This is a genomic window from Nocardia sp. NPDC004151 (genome assembly GCF_042874235.1).
Taxonomy (GTDB): domain Bacteria; phylum Actinomycetota; class Actinomycetes; order Mycobacteriales; family Mycobacteriaceae; genus Nocardia.
Window position 1 is genome coordinate 197,470 of sequence record NZ_JBIAMR010000011.1, and the last position, 18,941, is coordinate 216,410.

The following is an 18,941-nucleotide window of genomic DNA, read 5'->3' on the forward strand; positions in this document are numbered from 1 at the left end:
CGGCGGGGTCACGGTGAATCAGCATGATCGCCGCGCAGCGTCTTTGGGGTGACGCGATCATGCGTCCAGCTCGGCGGTGGCGCGCAGGGCGGCGGCCCGGGTGTGGTCGTGGTCGGTGTAGATCGTCGCGGCGGTGTCGGTGGCGGCGCTGGTGGCGGTGAAGAGGGTGGTGAGGTGGGTCAGGGTGGTCGTGTGGGTGGCGTGGGCGGCGGCGTAGGCGGTCAGCAGGTCGGCGCCGATGAGGCCCAGGGCGTCGGCGAGGGCGGTGGGGGCGGCGGTGGCGGCGTGGGTGGCGGCGGTGGTGAGGCGGGTGGCGAGGGCGGTGGAGGTGGTCGCGTAGGCGGTCAGGCCCTCGGGGTGGATCGAGATGTGCATGGGAGCCCCCTTCTCGCCCGGTCGGCGGGCGGAAACGTGGTGTATCGGGTTGGACGCGGGTGGGGGCCGAACGGTTCCGGGTCGGGAGAATCGCGGTGGAGGGATCTTCAGGGCGAATGCTGACCTATGGTTTTCCTATGCGCACACTCGTTGTGGACCATCCGCTGGCGGCCGCGTTGTTGACCACCATGCGAGAAGCTCGGACGACCAATCCGGCTTTCCGGGCGGCGCTACGGGATTTGACGGGGATTCTGGTCTACGAGGCGATGCGGGACGCGCCGGTCGAGCGGTTTCCCATCGCCACGCCGGTGGCCGCGGCGGAGGGGACACGATTGAACGCGCCGCCGCTGCTGGTGCCGGTGCTGCGGGCCGGGCTGGGGATGGTGGAGACGGCGGAGAATCTGATTCCGGACGCGCGGATCGGGTTCGTGGGGCTGGCCCGGGACGAGGAGACGCATCAGCCGACGCCGTACATGGAGTCGCTGCCGGAGGACCTGTCGGCCACGCCCGTGATGGTGCTGGATCCGATGCTGGCGACCGGCGGATCCATGGTGTACACACTGGATCTGCTGGCCACCCGCAAGGCTCGCGACATCACCGTGGTGTGTGTGGTGGCCGCGCCCGAAGGTATTGAGGCGCTGGAGAAGTCGGGTCACGCTGTGCTGCTGGTCACCGCCTCGGTGGACCGTGGCCTCAACTCCGACGCCTACATCGTGCCCGGTCTCGGCGATGCGGGGGACCGCCAATTCGGGCCGCGCTGAATCACTCCCGGTTCGCGCTTAACCACTCCCGGGGTGCGGCTCCGGAAGTGGTCGCGGCTCAGAGCTGCTGGAAGTACTTGCGAAGTTCGGCGAGCCGCTGCGCGGCCACGGCTTTCGCGTCGTCGAGCGCATCCGGCCCCGCCACGGGTTCGAACGCTTCCAGGTAGCACTTGAGCTTGGGCTCGGTGCCGGACGGGCGCACCACCACCCGGAACGAGTCCGCCTCGAAAACCAGTGCGTCGGTACGCATCCGGCCCCGGAGCTGTGCCATGTCGGTGCAGGTCACGGGTTCCCCGGCGATCTCGCTCGGGGGTGTCTCCCGCAATCGCGCCACGACGTCCGCGGCGGCCGCCGCATCGGCCAGGCGCAGCGACACCTGGTCGCCGGCGTGGACACCGAACTCGACCGCGTACTCGTCGAGGACGTCGAGCACGGTGCGGCCCTGCGCCTTCAGCTGGGCGACCAGATCGGCGGCGAGCACCGCGGCCGAGATGCCGTCCTTGTCGCGCACGGCGGACGGATCGACGCAGTGCCCGATCGCCTCCTCGTAGGCGTAGACGAGCCCCTCGCCCGCGCGGGCCAGCCATTTGAACCCGGTCAACGTCTCGGCGTACCGCGCTCCGCGAGCGGCGGCGATCTTGCTCAGTAGCCGAGAGGACACGATGGTGGTGGCGACCAGGGCGCCCGGGGCGGCGGTCCGCAGCACGAAATCGCCCAGCAGCACCCCGGTTTCGTCGCCGCGCAGCATCCGCCAGCCATCCGGCCCGCGCACGCCGAGCGCACACCGATCCGCGTCCGGGTCCAGTGCGATGGCGAGGTCCGCGTCGAGCCGTTCGCCCAGATCGAGCAGCAGATCCGCCGCCCCCGGCTCCTCGGGATTCGGGAACGTCACGGTCGGGAAGTCCGGGTCCGGCGCGAACTGTTCCGCGACCACCAATACTTCGTCGAACCCGGCGCCCCGCAGCGCGGCGACGCCCAGCTCCCCGCCCACGCCGTGCATGGGGGTCAACACGATCCGGATATCGCCGCGCCGCCGGATATCTCGCGCGGCCGCGGCGGGATCGTCGGCGGTCGCCTCGATGTCGTCGATGCTGAGTGGTGCGTCGCCGCCGATGAGGCGGGGCAATCGGGTGACCCGGGCCAGGTACCGGCGGACAATCTCCGCGCCCATCGCGTCCGGCGGGGTGCCCTCGGGCAGTGCGAGCCGGTCGGGGGCCGGGGCGGTCGGGTCGGGGTCGGTGCGGGGGATGTGGCCGTGGATCGCGTCGATGCATCGTTCGATCTCGGTGTCGGCGGGCGGGACGATTTGTGAGCCGCCGTCGAGGTAGACCTTGTAGCCGTTATCGGTGGCCGGATTGTGCGAGGCGGTGATCTGCACGCCCGCAACGGCTTTCAGCTCCCGCACCGCGAACGCGACCACCGGGGTCGGCACCGGGTGGGGGAGCGCGAGCACGGAGAATCCGGCCGCGGCGAAGACCTCCGCCGCCGCGGTGGCGAATTCGTCCGAGCCGTGCCGGGCGTCGCGGCCGACGATGACGATCCCGCCGCCGAGACAGCGGTCGCGCAGCCACGCGGCGATGCCCGCCGACGCCCGGGCGACGGTGTCGATGTTCATGCCGTCCGGGCCGTCCTGGAGGGGACCGCGCAGCCCGGCGGTTCCGAAACGCAGCATGCCCGCGCGCCTAGAGGCGTTCCAGCACGCCGCGCAGCAGCTTGCCCAATCTCGGTGCGGCGGCGTGGCCTTCGGCCAGGACTTCGGCGTGCGAGAGGTGCTGTCCGGTGACGCCCGCCGCCAGGTTGGTGACCAGCGAGATGCCGAGCACCTTGGCCCCGCCCTCGCGGCAGGCGATGGCCTCGAGCACGGTGGACATGCCGACCAGGTCCGCGCCGATGGTGCGCAGCATGCGGATCTCGGCGGGGGTCTCGTACTGCGGCCCGGTCAGCCCCGCGTACACGCCCTCGGTGAGGCTGGGGTCGATTTCCTTTGCCAGCGCGCGCAATTCGGGATCCCAGGCGTCGACCAGGTCGACGAAGTTCGCGCCCTCGATGGGGGTGCGGCCGGTGAGATTGATGTGGTCGCTGATCAGCACCGGTTCGCCGACCGACAGCCCGTCGCGAATGCCGCCCGCCGCATTGGTGAGCAGCACGGTCTGCGCACCGGCGGCCAGCGCGGTGCGCACATTGTGAACGACCTTGCTCGGCTCGTGTCCCTCGTAGAGGTGCTGGCGGCCCATGAGCAGCAGCACGGGCGAGTTACCGACGGTGACCGAATGGATGGTGCCCTGATGTCCCTGCGCTGTGGGCGATCCGAACCCCGGAACCTCGGCCATGGGGATGGATGTGGATGGTTCGCCGATCTCGGCGGCAGCCTCCTGCCAGCCCGATCCCAGCACCACGGCGACGCGATGCTGCTGCACTCCCGTTCGTTCGGCAATGGCTGCGGCGGCTAGTTCGGAAACCCCGCCCATGGCCTTCTCGGCTAGCATGTCGCCCACCCTAGTCCCAGGCGATCTCTCGCGCGCGTACGCGCTGCCGACCTGCCGTTTTCATTCCATTTATCCGGCTTTTTCGTGTCCCGCCGGTTATTGCTACCCACGGGTAGGTATCGCCGTGAGCCCCCGCTACGCTGCACGCATGGCGTATTTGAAGCGTGACGGGGATGTGTTCGTGCTGTTCCTCGGTACCGAGGGTCAGACCATCGACAGCGAGAACCGTTTCCACCCGGACTGGATCACCGAGGTCCACGCGCTGCTCGACGAGGTCGAGGCGTCCGAGGGCCCGGCCGCGCTGGTGGTCACCGCCAACGGCAAGTTCTTCTCCAACGGCCTCGACACCGACTGGCTGTTCGGCAACTTCGACAAGAACTGCTGGTATCTGGACCGCGTGCACTCGCTGTACTCCCGGCTGCTGACCTTCGGCATGCCGACTGTGGCCGCGGTGAACGGGCACGCCTTCGGCGCGGGCGCCATGCTCGCCACCTCCTGCGACTTCCGCGTCATGCGCGCCGACCGCGGTTTCTGGTGCCTGCCCGAGGTGAATCTGGGCATGCCGTTCACGGTCGCGATGAACGCGCTGCTCACCAACCGCCTGATCAACCAGGTCGCGGTGGAGGCCATGACCACGGGCCGCCGCTATGGCGCGGATGACGCCCTCGCGGCCGGAATCGTGGACGCCAAGGCGGACGCTGAGTCGTTGCTGGCCACCGCCATCGCCCGCGCGGACCAGCTCAAGGGCAACCGCAAGCCGAACCTGCCGGTCATCAAGAAGGCCCTGCATCAGGTGGCGCTGGCCGGGCTGGCGGTGGAGACCACCCCCGAGAACCTGGCGTTCAACCCGTAGCCGACCGCCTACACCGGAGATTTTCCGGCTTACCTGCTGCGACAGAGTTGCGCGGCAGTGCGAGACTGTTGGGATGTCACCATCGCGCAACGGCGATGACCGGAGATCCTGCGCACCGATCGGACGTCCCGAGACGTCCGTATCGCCGTCGCATCGTCCGGCCGTGGCATCGGCCGATCCGGCGTTGCTGGCCGCGGCCGATGCCGCGATCGCCGGCTACCGCGATCAGCTGATCGCGCTCTCGCACGACATCCACTCCGAGCCCGAATTGGCGTTCGAGGAATTCCGGAGTGTCGCCAAGACGATCGAGCCGCTGCGCGAACGCGGATTCCGCATCGAATCGGGGGTGGCGGATCTGCCGACCGCGTTCACCGCGGAATTCGGCAGCGGCGAACTCATTGTGGGTATTTGCGCCGAATATGACGCTTTGCCCGAAATCGGTCACGCCTGCGGGCACAACATCATCGCCGCGTCCGCGGTGGGCGCGGCGCTCGGGCTGGCCACCGTCGCCGACGCCTGCGACATCACCGTGAAGGTGCTGGGCACCCCGGCCGAGGAGTCGGGCGGCGGCAAGGTGCTCATGCTGGACCGCGGCGTGTTCGACGACCTGGCCATGGCCATGATGGTGCACCCCGGCCCGGAGGACATCGCCGGCGCGCATTCGCTGGCCCTCGCCGACCTCTCGGTGGTCTACAGCGGCCGCGAATCGCATGCCAGCGCGGCGCCCCAATACGGGCGGAACGCGCTCGACGCCGTCACCGTCGCGCAAGTTGCTTTGGGTTTGCTGCGCCAGCATCTCCTCCCCGGGCAACAGCTGCACGGTATAGTCGGGTCGGGCGGCGTCGCCCCCAATATCGTGCCCGGTCACGCGGAACTGCTGTATTACCTACGTGCGGTCGACTCCGCGACCCTCGACGATCTGATGCAACGAGCGTCGGCTTGTTTCGAGGCAGGTGCCCTGGCGACCGGATGCACCCACGAAATCCGGAAGCTCGCGCCGACATATACCGAGCTCACTCCCGATAGCGCACTACTGTGTGCCTATCGCGAGCAGATAACCGCGCTCGGCCGCGAGCCCATCGCCCCGGAATTCGAGGCGGCACGGCCGCTGGGCAGTACCGATATGGGCAACGTCACCAACGTCATCGCCGGTATTCACCCGGTCATCGGCATCGATGCCGGAGGCGCGGTGACCCATCAGCCCGCCTTCGCGGCGGCCGCGGTCAACGCCTCGGCCGACCGTGCGGTGCTGGACGGGGCAACGGCGTTGGCCCGCACGGCGATACATATCGCAGGCGACAAAATGCACAGGGACAGGTTGTCGGAGAGAGTCGGTCAACGGCAGTTTCAGCGACAGGAGGACATTCGGTGAGCACAACCGGCCGGTCCCGGGCGGGAGCGTCAGGCCCGGAGGCGGCAGCTCGCGCGACCACTCAGGGCCCCGCGAGCGCCCCGATGTACGCCGCGCGAGTCAACGGGCCGCTCGCGGCGTCGTGCGTGACCACGCAGCCGCCGGCGGGCGGCGCGGGCGAACCGGTTTCCGGGCACGAGGCGGTGGAGTCCTGGCTCGCCGAACACATGGACGACCTGATTGCGTGGCGTCGCCACATCCACGCCAACCCGGAACTGTCCCGAACCGAGTTCGCCACCACCGAATTCGTGGAATCCTGGCTGGTCAAGGCCGGTCTCGAACCCCGCAAACTACCGAGCGGCACCGGCCTGATCTGTGACATCGGCCCGGACGGCCCGCGCATCGGCCTGCGCGCCGACATGGACGCGCTGCCGCTGCAGGAGTACACGGGCCTGCCGTTCGCCTCCACCGTGCCGGGCGTCTCGCACGCCTGCGGGCACGACGCGCACACCACGATCCTGCTCGGCACCGCGCTCGCGCTGGCCGAGATCGAGGACCTCCCGGTCGGCGTGCGGCTGGTGTTCCAGCACGCCGAGGAGGTCATGCCCGGCGGCGCCGTCGACATGGTCGCCGCGGGCGCCATGGAAGACGTCTCGCGCATGTTCGCGCTGCACTGCGACCCGCGACTGGAGGTGGGCCGGGTCGGCATCCGGACCGGCGCCATCACCTCGGCCGCCGACACCGTCGAGCTGGTGCTCGATTCCCCCGGCGGCCACACCTCCCGCCCGCACCTGACCAGCGACCTGGTCTACGCCATGGGCACCGTCATCACCGGCCTGCCCGGCCTGCTCTCGCGCCGCATCGACCCGCGCACCAGCACCGTCATGGTGTGGGGCGCGGTGTCGGCGGGCAAGGCGCCCAACGCGATTCCGCAGACCGGCATGCTGACCGGCACCGTCCGCACCGGCGATCACGCCACCTGGTCCCTGCTCGAGCCCATGGTCCGCGAGATCGTGGAGGGGCTGCTCGCCCCGACCGGCGTGCGCTACCAGCTCAACTACAAGCGCGGCGTGCCGCCGGTGGTGAACGACGAGCAGGCCGTGCGCATGTTCGAGGACGCGATCCGCGGCCTGGGCCCGGACGGGCTGGCCGACACCCAGCAGTCCGGCGGCGGCGAGGACTTCTCCTGGTACCTGGAGGAGGTGCCCGGCGCGATGGCCCGGCTCGGCGTCTGGTCCGGTTCGGGGGAGCAGCTCGACCTGCACCAGCCGACCTTCGACATCGACGAGCGCGCGCTCGCGGCGGGTGTCCGGGTGTTCACCAACATCGTGCTGAACGCCCGCTGATCTCGGGCGTTACCGAAACGCTGAAGCCGGGCCGCACTGAAAAGTGCGGCCCGGCTTCATGTTCGGAGACTGCCGTGACCGGGCACGGCCGGGTTTACGCGGCCTTGGCGGCGATGTCGCCCCAGGCGTGCCAGCGGTCGATCTCGACCCAGACCGAGACGCGCTTCTGATCGCGGACCGGGTACTGGCCGCCGGTATAGTGCTCGGCGATGCGGTCGATGACCGAGGAGTCCGGGTCGTTCTCGATGGAGACGATGCGGCCCTGGATGCTGACGTGGCTGTACCAGTTGTCGCCTTCCAGCACGGTCAGCGTGATCCGCGGGTCCTCGCGCAGGTAGTCCAGGCGCTTGCGGAAGTCGGCCAGGTTCACCAGGATTCGGCCGTTCTCGTACAGGTACCAGGTCGCGACCGACACCGGCTGCCCGTCCGGGCGGTTGGAGGCGAAGACGGCCGGGTTGGGGCGGGCCAGGAATTCGGCGATCGGGGCGGGGACGGGCGTGGCGGGCATCGGCTTCCTCTTTCGACGGTTCGAAGATCGTTCCGGTTCCCGCAACACCGCTGCCGCGCCGAATCTTCCGGCACGGCGCGCGGCGCCCGATCGGACACTCACATCCCGAAGGTGCCGGGGCCCACGTTCTTGCTGTTGCGGGTGCGTAGCGCGTGCACGTAATCGCCTGGCGCGCCCGCCTTCTCCGCGGCGTCGGAGATGACGCCGATGTAGCGCGCGGACGGCAGGCCGCCCTCGTAGGCGTCCAGGACGTAGAGCCAGGCCAGGACCGGTGTGGGCGTGGGGCCCTGATTCGTGGTGACGCGCAGGCGGATCTTCTTGTGGATACCGAAGTCCGAACCCTCCCAGCGGTCGAGGCTGAGCTCGTCGTCGTCGGGCACGTCGTAGAGGACTACGAAGACGCGTTGCCCGGGCTCTTCGACCACCGTCGCCAGCGGTCCCTCCCAGCCGATGTCGTCCCCGGCGAAGGTGAGTCGCCACCCTTCCAGCCAGCCGGTTCCGTACACAGGGGAGTGCGGACAGCGCTTGAGCATCTGCTCGGGATCCATGTTGGACCCGTAGGCGGCGTAAATCGGCACCATAAGAGCCTATCGAACATTCGCCCTAAGGCTCCCCTGATCCCGATCACAAGGCGGTTCGTCCCCGAATGACCGATTGCCGCGCGATCGCCGGATTGCGTAAAACTGCCGTTCGGACGTGATTCACCGGGCTGCCGCATCGGGTTCGCGCGACTCTCCGGCCATGACGGCCGCCGTTCATGAATGGGATGCGCCACAGTGACAAAATCATCCGGAGATGCGGTGATAGCGGCACGGAGCTGGGCGGATAACGTTAAGGACCGGCATCGGAGATCCCGGGGCCGGAGCTCGAGCGGAGGAACAATGACCCGCATTGCGATCATCGGTGGCGGTCCCGCTGGTTATGAGGCGGCACTGGTAGCGGCACAACACGGCGCGCCGGTCACGCTGATCGACAGTGACGGCATCGGCGGCGCGTGCGTGCTGTGGGATTGCGTGCCGTCCAAGACCTTCATCGCCTCCACCGGCGTGCGCACCGATCTGCGCCGCGCCCGGGACCTGGGCATCACCGTGCATCCCTCGCAGGCGCAGGTGCGTCTCGCCGAGGTGAACTCCCGGGTGAAGGCGCTCGCGCAGGCGCAGTCCTCCGATATCCGCGCCAAGCTGATGACCGCGGGCGTGACCGTGCTGTCCGGCTACGGCGAACTCATCGATCAGGCCCCCGGGCTGGCCACCCACCTGGTGAAGGCCACCCTCGAGGATGGTCAGCAGCGGGTCATCGAGGCCGAGGTGGTGCTGATCGCGACCGGCGCCAGCCCGCGCGTGCTGCCCGGCGCGGAGCCCGACGGTGAGCGAATCCTGAACTGGCGTCAGCTCTACGACCTCAAGGATCTGCCCGAGACCCTGGTGGTCGTGGGTTCCGGTGTCACCGGCGCCGAATTCGTCTCCGCCTATACCGAGATGGGCGTACAGGTGAAGGTGGTCTCCAGCCGCGACCGCGTGCTGCCCGGTGAGGACGCCGACGCCGCGCTGGTGCTGGAGGAGGCGCTCGCCGAGCGCGGTGTGGAGCTGGTCAAGCATGCCCGCGCGGACGCGGTGGAGCGCACCGCCGAGGGCATCGTGGTGAAGCTGTCCGACGGTCGTACGGTCACCGGCACCCACGCGCTCATGACGGTCGGTTCGGTCCCGAACACCAACGGGCTGGGCCTGGACCGGCTCGGCATCGAACTCGACAAGGGTGGTTTCCTGCGCGTGGACCGGGTGTCGCGGACCACCGCGCCGGGCGTGTACGCCGCCGGCGACTGCACGGGCCTGCTGCCGCTGGCCTCGGTGGCCGCCATGCAGGGCCGCATCGCCATGTATCACGCGCTGGGCGAGGGCGTGCAGCCCATTCGCCTGAAGACCGTTGCCTCCGCGGTGTTCACGCGCCCGGAGATCGCGACGGTCGGCGTCGCGCAGACCGCCATCGACGAGGGCGAGGTCCCCGCGCGCACGGTCATGCTGCCGCTGAACACCAATCCGCGAGCCAAGATGTCGGGCCTGCGACGGGGTTTCGTGAAGATCTTCTGCCGTCCCGCCACCGGTGTGGTGATCGGCGGCGTGGTGGTCGCGCCGATCGCGTCGGAGTTGATCCTGCCGATCGCGCTGGCGGTGCAGAACAACCTCACGGTGAACGATCTGGCGCAGACCTTCTCGGTGTATCCCTCCCTCACCGGATCGGTCACCGAGGCCGCGCGGCAGCTCATGCGGCACGACGATCTGGACTAGCCGCACCGTGTTTCGCACCCCTTTGTCAGCGGCCCGTCTTGCTGCCTTGTCTCCCTTGTGATTAAGTTCGCGGCGGAAGCGATCGGCAGGGCGGTCGCGAGTGTTACGTATCGGGGGTGATCGTTTCCCTCCGTTCGGTGCTCTTCGATGCCCAGGCTGATCGTGCCGCCGAGGGACGAAGGAATTGAGCGAAACGTGAAGCACCGCAAGCCGAGTCGGATCAAGGCGAGCACCTCCCTGACACTGGCCGGTGCGGCCGCGGTGGTGTCGCTGCTGTCCGCGCCCGCCAGTGCCGCCCCTGCCGACCCGGGCGCCGTACCTGCCGACCAGCAGCAGCCCGACGGCGCCCAGCCGCCCACCGACACTCCCACCCCGGACCCGAAGGCACAGTCGGTTCCCGCGCCCAAGCCGGAGAAGACGCAGCCGGGCACCACCAAGCCGCAGCAGAGCCAGCCGGGCGTCACCACACCCACCACGCCGAACAACTCCGCGCCGGACAACGGTGCGGACAAGCCGGATTCGGGTCAGCCGCAGGGCGCGACCCAGCCCGACGGCACCAACACCCCGAAGCCGGACGCCAACGCGCCCAAGCCGGATGCGAACGCCCCGAAGCCGGATGCCAACGCTCCCAAGAACGATCCGAGCGCGCAGCCCGCGGGCACCAACCCGGGTCAGCCGAAGTCGGTGCGCCCGTCGCAGCCGGGCGTGACCGTGCCGCGCGTGGCGCCGCTGCCGGTGCCGGGCCAGTCGACCCCGGCCCAGCCCGCGGTCGTCACCCCGCAGCAGGACGCGGCCACCCCGCCGTCGACCCAGCCGGGCACCACCGTGCCGGCGCAGCCGGGCACCCAGCCGGTCAAGCCGAACGACCGCAGCGCGGACCCGGCGGTCACCACCCCGGCGCAGAACCCGGACGCCGACACCATGACCGGCCCGCAGACGGTCACCCCGCAGGCGAAGCCGCAGTGGCAGTCGCCCGCGGTGGACGCGGCTCCGGCCGCCCCGGTGGTCGCCATGGCCGGCCCGCACTCCGAGCTCGGCGTCAACCTCGACGGCGGCGCGGTGCTGCCGGGCTGGGCCGCCAATACCCACCACTTCAGCAACCTGGACGGCTACGTCGGCACCATCGGCTACACCACGCCGGGCGGGCTGGGCGAGGCCGGCATGTCGTTGGACTTCACCACGGTCAACCAGATCAAGGTGGCGGCGTTCGCGGGCAGCGGCCCGGACAACGACCAGAAGGTCGAGTTCGTGCTGGACACGGCCGCGGCCAATGCCGCGAAGGCCAATGCCGAGAACTTCATCCGCCTGCTCCCGGGCGGCGCCACAGTGCTCGAGGCGGCAGCCCAGATTGGTAGGCTCCCCGAAGGCGAGCGGCCGTCGCAGTCGATCGACATCGGTGGCGTGACCGCGCAGACGGGTGGTTCGGTCCAGTACTGACCGGCCGTTCAAGACACCGGGAACGGTTCCGGTAGGAGCAGTGTCGTCGCGTGGGGCGGTCGGTAGCGACCGCCCCACGTGTCTGTGACGAAAGGACGGGTGATGGTCTCGGGCAAGGACGAATCCGCGGACCGTCAGGCATCCGAGTGGGGAGCGCCGGAGTCCGAGTTCGGGCCCTCGCTCAATGATTTCGGGCCGTCCCTCAACGATTTCGGTCCGGCCCCGGTCGCCGACGGCCCGGGCTGGAGTCCGGCCCCGGGTCCGCAGAGTCCCGATCTGGCCTGGCGTCCCGCGGGCGCGCCGCCGCAGTATCGGGCCCCCGACGCGTGGCAGCCCGCCACCGGGCAGTATCCGGCGGTGACCGGGCCGTCCACGGGCCAGTATCCGGCCGTGAACCCCGCGGCGCAGGTTCCCGCTACTCTCGATGTCGAAGAGACCGTCAAGATCCCGCCTGGCGGGCCGCAATCGGCTGCCGTGGACGTGGAGCGGACGACCAGGATTCCCGAGGCCGATTCGGTGGCCGCGGAACGGAATTCGGCCACGGCCGAGACCGACGGGTCCGCCGACTCCTGGTGGCGGTCCGCGCCCAGCGGTTTCCCGCCCGCGCCGCCGGCGGAATCGGCCGTGGGGCAGGAGGAGTCGCTGTCCTGGGCAGACGATCCGATCGCCAAGGCGCTCGCGCCGAAAACTACTGTTCCGCAGCGTAAGCCGGAACCCGAGCCGCGGTCGTGGCGCACGATCGGGCTGATCGCGGGCGCGGCGGTGACGGTGCTCGTGGTGGCCGGCGGCATCACCTTCGCGCTGACCCGGGGCGGCGCCGACACCGCTCCGACGGCCGGGGTCACCACCGGCAAGCCCTCGCCGACCGTGGCGGCGCTGAGCTGCCCGGCCAAACGGGACGGCAAGCTCACCATCGGCAACGGCGCGGGCGGCACCGGCAGCGGCGTGGACGCGATCCTCGGCTTCCAGCACGCCTTCTACACCGACCGCAGCGGTGTGAAGGCGCGCACGTTCGTCGCGCCCGACTCGGCGACCGTCTCGCCCGCCGAGGTCATTCAGCAGCAGGGCATCGATCAGGTGGCCGCGGGCACCTCGTACTGCCTGCGGATCGTGGAGATCGGTCCCGAGACCTACGACGTCGACGTCACCGAGCACGGTGTTGACGGCATCACACAGGTGTATCCGCAGCGGGTCGTCACCGTCGTCCGGGAGGGCAAGCACCTGATCTTCTTCATCGACAAACGCGGCGGCTGATTCCCGCATCTCACTATGCGGGAAATGGATTTCATATCCTGGTCTCCGCGTGACATGGTGGAGTTTCGCATACCCCGGCGTTCCCTCGGAGGTGGTTCATGTCCGCGACCTTCCCGCCCCTCGCGCGGCGGCTCGACGGCCTGCAGAGCTCGGCGATCCGTGACCTGCTCAAACTCACCTCGCGCGCGGACATCATCAGCTTGGCCGGAGGTCTGCCCGACGCCGAACTCATGCCCCGCGACCGCATCGCCGCGGCCGCCGACGCCGCCCTGTCCGACCGCGCCCGGCTGCAGTACACCGAGTCGCCCGGCTGGGGTCCGCTGCGCGAGGTGCTGGCCGTCCGCGAGTCCGCCCGGCTGGGCCGCCCGGTGCCGGTCGAGGAGATCTTCGTGACCCACGGCTCGCAGCAGGCGCTGTCGCTGCTGTCGGAGGTGCTGCTGGATCCGGGCGCGCTCGTCGTGGTCGAGGATCCCGCGTATGTCGGTGCGCTGCAGGTCTTCCGGGCCGCCGGAGCTCGAATCGAGGCTGTTCCCCTGGATGCCGAGGGCATGCGCGTCGACGCTCTGCGCGAGCTCCTGGACGCCGGTGAGCGGCCCGCCGTGGTGCACACGGTCAGCAACTTCCACAATCCGGGCGGAGTCACCCTGGTCCCGGAGCGCCGCCGCGAGCTGGCGGAGCTGGCCGAGCGGTACGGCTTCTGGATCATCGAGGACGACCCGTACGGCGAACTCTGGTTCGATCGGCCCTCACCCGCGCCGGTCGCGACCTACTCACCCAACGTGATTCGCCTGTCCAGCGCGTCCAAGATCCTGGCCCCCACGCTGCGCGCGGGCTGGATGATCGCGCCGACCCAGGTCTGCCGCGCGGTGGAGCTGCTCAAGCAGGGTGCGGACCTGTGCGGTTCGGCCCTCACCCAGCAGATCGCCGCCGACCTGCTCGGCGACACCGATTGGCTTGCCGCCCACGTGGATTCGGTGCGCCAGGTGTACGGCGCCCGGGCCAAGGCGCTGGTCGGCGCGGTGCGGTCCCGCTTCGGGGACCGCGTGGTCAGCACCGACGCCTCCGGCGGCATGTTCGTCTGGGTCGACTTCACCGACGGCACCGACACCGCCGCCCTGCTGCCGCGCGCCCTGGACGCGGGCGTCGCCTACGTGCCCGGCAACGCCTTCGCCGTCTCCACCGACTACACCCGCTCGATGCGCCTGTGCTTCACCACCTCCGGGGAAGCCACCCTCGAGCAGGCGATCGATCGGCTGGCGGCGGCTCACGCCCAGTCGTAGGTGCGCTCCACCGCCTTGTTCCACTCGTGCAGCAGGTGCTCGCGGTCGGCGGCCGGCATGTTCGGGGTCCAGCGCTTGTCCTCGGCCCAGTTGGCCCGGATGTCGTCGGTGGAGGACCAGTAGCCGACGGCCAGGCCCGCCGCGTAGGCCGCGCCCAGCGCCGTGGTCTCGGTGACCACCGGGCGCACCACCGTGGCGTCCAGGATGTCGGACTGGAACTGCATGAGCAGTTCGTTGGCGACCATGCCGCCGTCCACCTTCAGGGTCACCTTCTCGACGTCCAGGCGCTGCGCGTCGGCGTCGGCGCGCATGGCGTCGATGACCTCGCGGGTCTGGAAAGCCGTGGCCTCCAGCACCGCTCGCGCCAGATGGCCCTTGTTCACGAAGCGGGTCAGGCCCGCCACCACGCCGCGCGCGTCCGGCCGCCAGCGCGGGGCGAACAGGCCGGAGAAGGCGGGCACCACGTACGCGCCGCCATTGTCGGCCACGGTGCGGGCCAGCGGTTCGATCTCCTCGGCCGAGGAGATGATGCCGAGATTGTCGCGCAGCCACTGCACCAGCGAACCGGTGACGGCGATGGAGCCCTCCAGCGCGTACACGGCGGGCTGGTCGCCCAGCTGATAGCAGACCGTGGTGAGCAGGCCGTGCTCACTGAACACCGGGGTGGTGCCGGTGTTCATCAGCATGAAATTGCCGGTGCCGTAGGTGTTCTTGGTGTCGCCGGGGGACAGGCAGGCCTGGCCGAAGGTGGCGGCCTGCTGGTCGCCGAGAATGCCCGCCACCGGGACCCCGGCCAGCGCGCCGGAGGTGATGGGCGCGTAAACCTCGGAGCTGCTGCGGATCTCGGGCAGGATGGCCAACGGGATGTCGAACTCGGCGCAGATCTGCGGGTCCCAGCGCAGCGTGCGCAGATCCATCAGCATGGTGCGCGAGGCATTGGTGACGTCGGTGACGTGCTCGCCGGTCAGGTTCCACAGGATCCAGCTGTCCATGGTGCCGAAGCACAGTTCCCCGGACTCCGCGCGCGGCCGGGCGCCCGGCACGGTGTCCAGGATCCAGCGCAGCTTGGGTCCGGCGAAGTAGGTGGACAGCGGCAGTCCGGTGCGGTCGGCGTACCGGTTCGGGCCCTGGTCGCCGGCCAGCAGGGTGGTCAGGTCGGCGGTGCGGGTGTCCTGCCAGACGATGGCGTGGTGGATCGGCTTGCCGGTGGCGCGTTCCCACACCACGGTGGTCTCGCGCTGATTGGTGACCCCGGCGGCCGCCACGTCCGACGCCCCGATTCCACAGGACTGCAGGGCCTCGGCGATCACGGATTCGGTATTGCGCCAGATGGATTCGGCATCGTGCTCGACCCATCCGGGTTTCGGGAAGATCTGCTCGTGTTCCCGCTGGGCGACTCCGGCGATTCGGCCCTGCTGATCGAAGACGATGCAACGACTCGACGTCGTGCCCTGATCGATGGCGGCCACATAGCGACGCATTGATCGAGGCTAACCGACGACGGTCCGGCCGCCGGGCTAGTGTGGGCTACGGTAGCGCTGGGTAGCCGAAAATTAGCCCGGAGGAGTCTCCGTATGACGAATCAACCGCGATCGCAGTTCCTCGGCCCCGAGCAGCGCGAAGCTGCGTGGGGACAGCTCGGCAAGGACACCTTCGACGTCATCGTGATCGGCGGCGGCGTGGTCGGCGCGGGCATCGCCCTGGACGCGGCCACCCGGGGGCTGGAAGTCGCCCTGGTCGAGGCCCGCGACCTGGCGTCCGGCACCTCCAGCCGGTCCTCGAAGATGTTCCACGGCGGCCTGCGCTACCTGGAGATGATGGAATTCGGGCTGGTCCGCGAGGCGCTGAAGGAGCGCGAACTGGCGCTGTCCACCCTCGCGCCGCACCTGGTCAAGCCGCTCAAATTCCTCTACCCGCTCACCCACCTCGGCTGGGAACGCCCCTATGTCACCGCCGGTCTCGTCCTCTACGACACCATGGGCGGCGCGAAATCGGTTCCCGGACAGCATCATCTGACCCGGTCCGCGGCCCTGCGCCAGGCGCCCGGCCTGAAACGGGACGCCCTCACCGGCGGCGTCAACTACTACGACACCGTCGTCGACGACGCCCGCCACACCATGACCGTGGCCCGCACCGCCGCCCACTACGGCGCGGTCATCCGCACCTCCACCCAGGTGGTCGGCTTCCTCAAGGAGGCCGACCGGGTCGTCGGAGTCAAGGTGCGCGACAGCGAGGACGGGCGCACCGCCGAGGTGCACGGCAGCGTCGTCATCAATGCCACCGGAGTCTGGACCGACGAAATCCAGGCCCTCGCGAAGCAACGAGGGCGATTCCATGTGCGAGCGTCCAAGGGTGTGCACATCGTGGTGCCGCGCGACCGCATCGCCAGCGACACCTCCATCATCCTTCGCACCGAGAAATCCGTGCTCTTCGTCATCGCCTGGAGCACCGACCACTGGATCATCGGCACCACCGACACCGACTGGAACCTCGACCTCGCGCACCCCGCCGCCACCAAATCCGATATCGACTACCTGCTCGAACGCATCAACTCGGTGCTGGTCACGCCGCTCACCCACGCCGACATCACCGGCGTGTACGCGGGCCTGCGGCCGCTGCTGGCCGGGGAGAGCGACCAGACCTCCAAACTCTCCCGTGAACACGCCGTCGCCCGCATCGCGCCCGGCCTGGTCGCCATCGCGGGCGGCAAGTACACCACCTACCGCAATATGGCCTACGACGCCGTCGACGAAGCGGCACAGGACATTCCGCGCCGGGTATCGCCCACCATCACCGAGAAGGTGCCGCTGCTCGGCGCCGACGGCTACCACGCGCTGATGAACCAGACCCCGCACCTGGCCGAGAAGTACGGCGTCCACCCGTACCGGATCCAGCACCTGCTCAACCGGTACGGCTCCCTCATCGACGAGGTGCTCGGGCTCGCCGCCGGGAAACCCGATCTGCTGCAACCGATCACCGACTCACCCGGCTACCTGCGGGTCGAAGCCGTCTACGCGGCCGCCGCCGAAGCCGCCCTGCACCTGGACGACATCCTGGCCCGGCGCACCCGAATCAGCATCGAATACGCCCACCGCGGCGTGGATTCCGCCGACGAGGTGGCGCGGCTGGTGGCCCCGGTGCTCGGCTGGTCCGAGGCCGATATCGAACGCGAGGTGAGCGTGTACCAGGCCCGGGTGCGGGCCGAGATCGAATCCCAGACCCAGCCCGACGACGCCTCCGCCGACGCGCTGCGCTCGGAGGCGCCCGAGGCGCGGCGGGAAGTGCTCGACCCGGTGCCGATCAACCAGCCCGAGTCGGTCTGAGCCCGGCCGGACGAACCGGCGCCACGGATTCCGCGGCGCCGGGTTCGCCGTTCAGCGCACCAGCTTGTAGTTGAACTCCGTGGTGCCCAGCGCGCCCATGAGCCGCACCCACAGCGGCAGCATCATCTCGGTGCCGCGGGCGGTGGTGATGTCGCCCAGATCGACGATGTCGTCCCAGCCGAACTCGCGCAGCAGATCGGTGACGACGCCCTTGGCGGCGGCATCGTCGCCGGACAGGAAGATGGTGTGGTCGCCGCTCGCCACCCGCTCCGGATGCACCATCACCTCGGCGGTCACGGTATTGAGCGTCTTCACCACCCGTGCCTCGGGGAACGCCCGCTGCACCCGCTCACCGACCGAATCGGTATTGCAGACCGCGAGGAATGGCGGGAACCCCTCCGAGAAGTCCAGGGGGTTCGACACGTCGATCACCACCTTGCCCGCCAGATTCGAGGCCCCCGCGCCGTCCAATGCGACCACGCTGGCCTGTCCGGCGGTCGCATTGATGATCAATTCCGCGCCCGCGGCCGCCTCCGCCGCGGTGGCCAGCGGAGCCGGGAACGGATCCTCCGACCGCGCCTCGGTGGCGGCCACATCGCGGGTGCCGATCACCACATCGTGTCCCAGCTCTGCCAACCGCGCCGACAGGGTGCGCCCGACCGCCCCGGTACCCAGGATTCCGATTTTCATGCCGCCCACCCTAGGCCCGGAAACCCAGCCCTGGAACACCTTTCGGGGCCATTGAAACCCGCTCGTCACCGTGCGCACCGGGCCACCCGCCCGGTACGAGCTGGTCAACTGTCCGGTTGGAGCTGGCAGCGGGGGCAGAAATAGACGCCCCGTTCGGCCCGATCGGCATGCGCGTCGTCACCGAGCAGATGCACGACCAGGTTGGCGCCGCAGCGTCGGCACGGGCGCCGCTGACGACCGTAAGCCAATGCCCGCCAAGGCGGTTCGTGCGCCGCCTGCATCAGCACCCGATGCGCCTCCTCGACCAGACCGGGCAGATCGTCGACCTCACCCACCGGCGTCACCGGGTGGACGCGCCGCAGAAAGCAGATCTCACTCCGGTAGATATTGCCGATCCCGGCCAGATTGGTCTGATCCAGCAACGCCACCCCGATCGGCGTCGAGGGCTTCCGCAGCAACCGGCGCACCGCCTCGGCGGCATCCCACTCCGGCCCGAGCAGATCCGGCCCGAGATGGTCGGTGACGGTGTGCTCCTCACCCCGCCGCAGCACCTCCACCAGCCCCAGCGAGAACCCGACCGCCTCCGCGTCCTCCGTGCCCAGCACCAGCCGTGCCGTGAACCCGGGCCGATTCCACCGCTGCCCGGGCGCGAACACCCGCCACTCACCCTCCATCTTCAGATGCGTGTGAACGCTCAGCTCGGGCGTCCGCACGAACAAATGCTTGCCGTAGGTGCCGACACTCTCGACCCGCTGCCCGCGCAGATCCAGGGTCGCGTACCGCGGCACCCGGAAGTCGCTGCGCGTCAACACCTTGCCGTCGAGCGCCTTCCGGAGGCGCGCGGCGGTGTGGAAGACGGCATCGCCCTCAGGCACAGCCGACTCCGACGCGGTCCGAGGACGGCGCGTCGCGCCCCGAGGTGGGGACCGCCGGGCGCGACGCTCGGGCTGCGACGGCGACCGGGGCCCCACACCGTGCATCCGATCGCGGTC

17 protein-coding genes are annotated in these 18,941 nt (G+C 69.8%); 9 read left to right on the forward strand and 8 right to left on the reverse strand.

Annotated features, from left to right (window positions below):
- Positions 1-57: 57 nt before the first annotated feature.
- Positions 58-375, reverse strand: a complete 318-nt coding sequence (locus ACFYTS_RS24565; protein WP_387307424.1) for a type VII secretion target — start codon at positions 373-375, stop codon at positions 58-60.
- A gap of 137 nt (positions 376-512) precedes the next feature.
- On the opposite strand from ACFYTS_RS24565, the gene upp reads away from it, so the two are divergent.
- Positions 513-1,136 carry a uracil phosphoribosyltransferase gene (upp, locus tag ACFYTS_RS24570; RefSeq protein ID WP_387307425.1) on the forward strand — a complete coding sequence of 208 codons (624 nt, stop codon included), beginning with the start codon at positions 513-515 and terminating at the stop codon, positions 1,134-1,136.
- Between the two features lie 58 nt (positions 1,137-1,194).
- Here upp and ACFYTS_RS24575 read toward each other — a convergent pair whose 3' ends face one another.
- Positions 1,195-2,808, reverse strand: coding sequence for a phospho-sugar mutase (locus ACFYTS_RS24575; protein ID WP_387307427.1), 1,614 nt, complete (start codon positions 2,806-2,808; stop codon positions 1,195-1,197).
- A 10-nt stretch (positions 2,809-2,818) separates the two neighbouring features.
- Positions 2,819-3,622: a purine-nucleoside phosphorylase gene (locus ACFYTS_RS24580; protein ID WP_387307429.1), complete on the reverse strand. Its 804-nt coding sequence runs from the start codon at positions 3,620-3,622 to the stop codon at positions 2,819-2,821.
- A gap of 148 nt (positions 3,623-3,770) precedes the next feature.
- Between ACFYTS_RS24580 and ACFYTS_RS24585 the strand changes: the two genes are divergently transcribed.
- The 3 genes from ACFYTS_RS24585 to ACFYTS_RS24595 all read left to right on the forward strand — a co-directional run bounded on the left by ACFYTS_RS24585 (position 3,771) and on the right by ACFYTS_RS24595 (position 7,172).
- Positions 3,771-4,475, forward strand: a complete 705-nt coding sequence (locus ACFYTS_RS24585) for an enoyl-CoA hydratase/isomerase family protein (protein ID WP_357282183.1) — start codon at positions 3,771-3,773, stop codon at positions 4,473-4,475.
- Between the two features lie 184 nt (positions 4,476-4,659).
- A complete protein-coding gene (locus ACFYTS_RS24590) occupies positions 4,660-5,847 on the forward strand; it encodes a M20 family metallopeptidase (protein ID WP_387307500.1) in 1,188 nt (395 codons plus the stop codon).
- A gap of 206 nt (positions 5,848-6,053) precedes the next feature.
- Complete coding sequence (locus ACFYTS_RS24595) at positions 6,054-7,172, forward strand: M20 family metallopeptidase (protein WP_357282383.1); 1,119 nt, start codon at positions 6,054-6,056, stop codon at positions 7,170-7,172.
- A gap of 94 nt (positions 7,173-7,266) precedes the next feature.
- On the opposite strand, the gene ACFYTS_RS24600 is transcribed toward ACFYTS_RS24595, so the two are convergent.
- The gene (locus ACFYTS_RS24600) at positions 7,267-7,680 is read right to left on the reverse strand and encodes a PPOX class F420-dependent oxidoreductase (protein ID WP_357282180.1); all 414 of its coding nucleotides are present in this window, start codon (positions 7,678-7,680) and stop codon (positions 7,267-7,269) included.
- Between the two features lie 98 nt (positions 7,681-7,778).
- Positions 7,779-8,258 carry a gamma-glutamylcyclotransferase gene (locus tag ACFYTS_RS24605; RefSeq protein WP_357282179.1) on the reverse strand — a complete coding sequence of 160 codons (480 nt, stop codon included), beginning with the start codon at positions 8,256-8,258 and terminating at the stop codon, positions 7,779-7,781.
- A gap of 303 nt (positions 8,259-8,561) precedes the next feature.
- Here ACFYTS_RS24605 and ACFYTS_RS24610 point away from each other — a divergent pair, with 303 nt between their 5' ends.
- The 4 genes from ACFYTS_RS24610 (at position 8,562) to ACFYTS_RS24625 (ending at position 13,936) form a co-directional block, all read left to right on the forward strand.
- Positions 8,562-9,965, forward strand: a complete 1,404-nt coding sequence (locus tag ACFYTS_RS24610; protein ID WP_357282178.1) for an NAD(P)H-quinone dehydrogenase — start codon at positions 8,562-8,564, stop codon at positions 9,963-9,965.
- A gap of 195 nt (positions 9,966-10,160) precedes the next feature.
- The gene (locus ACFYTS_RS24615) at positions 10,161-11,402 is read left to right on the forward strand and encodes a hypothetical protein (RefSeq protein ID WP_387307433.1); all 1,242 of its coding nucleotides are present in this window, start codon (positions 10,161-10,163) and stop codon (positions 11,400-11,402) included.
- Between the two features lie 102 nt (positions 11,403-11,504).
- The gene (locus tag ACFYTS_RS24620) at positions 11,505-12,656 is read left to right on the forward strand and encodes a hypothetical protein (protein WP_387307435.1); all 1,152 of its coding nucleotides are present in this window, start codon (positions 11,505-11,507) and stop codon (positions 12,654-12,656) included.
- Between the two features lie 98 nt (positions 12,657-12,754).
- Complete coding sequence (locus tag ACFYTS_RS24625) at positions 12,755-13,936, forward strand: PLP-dependent aminotransferase family protein (protein ID WP_387307437.1); 1,182 nt, start codon at positions 12,755-12,757, stop codon at positions 13,934-13,936.
- On the opposite strand, the gene glpK is transcribed toward ACFYTS_RS24625, so the two are convergent.
- Entirely contained in the window at positions 13,921-15,417 is a 1,497-nt protein-coding gene (gene glpK / locus ACFYTS_RS24630; RefSeq protein ID WP_387307439.1) for a glycerol kinase GlpK, read from the reverse strand. The genes ACFYTS_RS24625 and glpK overlap by 16 nt on opposite strands.
- A 93-nt stretch (positions 15,418-15,510) precedes the next feature.
- Between glpK and glpD the strand changes: the two genes are divergently transcribed.
- The gene (gene glpD, locus ACFYTS_RS24635; protein WP_387307441.1) at positions 15,511-17,259 is read left to right on the forward strand and encodes a glycerol-3-phosphate dehydrogenase; all 1,749 of its coding nucleotides are present in this window, start codon (positions 15,511-15,513) and stop codon (positions 17,257-17,259) included.
- A 51-nt stretch (positions 17,260-17,310) separates the two neighbouring features.
- Here glpD and ACFYTS_RS24640 read toward each other — a convergent pair whose 3' ends face one another.
- Together ACFYTS_RS24640 and ACFYTS_RS24645 are read right to left on the reverse strand one after the other, a co-directional pair.
- Positions 17,311-17,949, reverse strand: a complete 639-nt coding sequence (locus ACFYTS_RS24640) for an NAD(P)-binding domain-containing protein (RefSeq protein ID WP_357282170.1) — start codon at positions 17,947-17,949, stop codon at positions 17,311-17,313.
- Between the two features lie 104 nt (positions 17,950-18,053).
- A complete protein-coding gene (locus tag ACFYTS_RS24645) occupies positions 18,054-18,824 on the reverse strand; it encodes a DNA-formamidopyrimidine glycosylase family protein (protein WP_387307443.1) in 771 nt (256 codons plus the stop codon).
- Between the last annotated feature and the right edge of the window lie 117 nt (positions 18,825-18,941).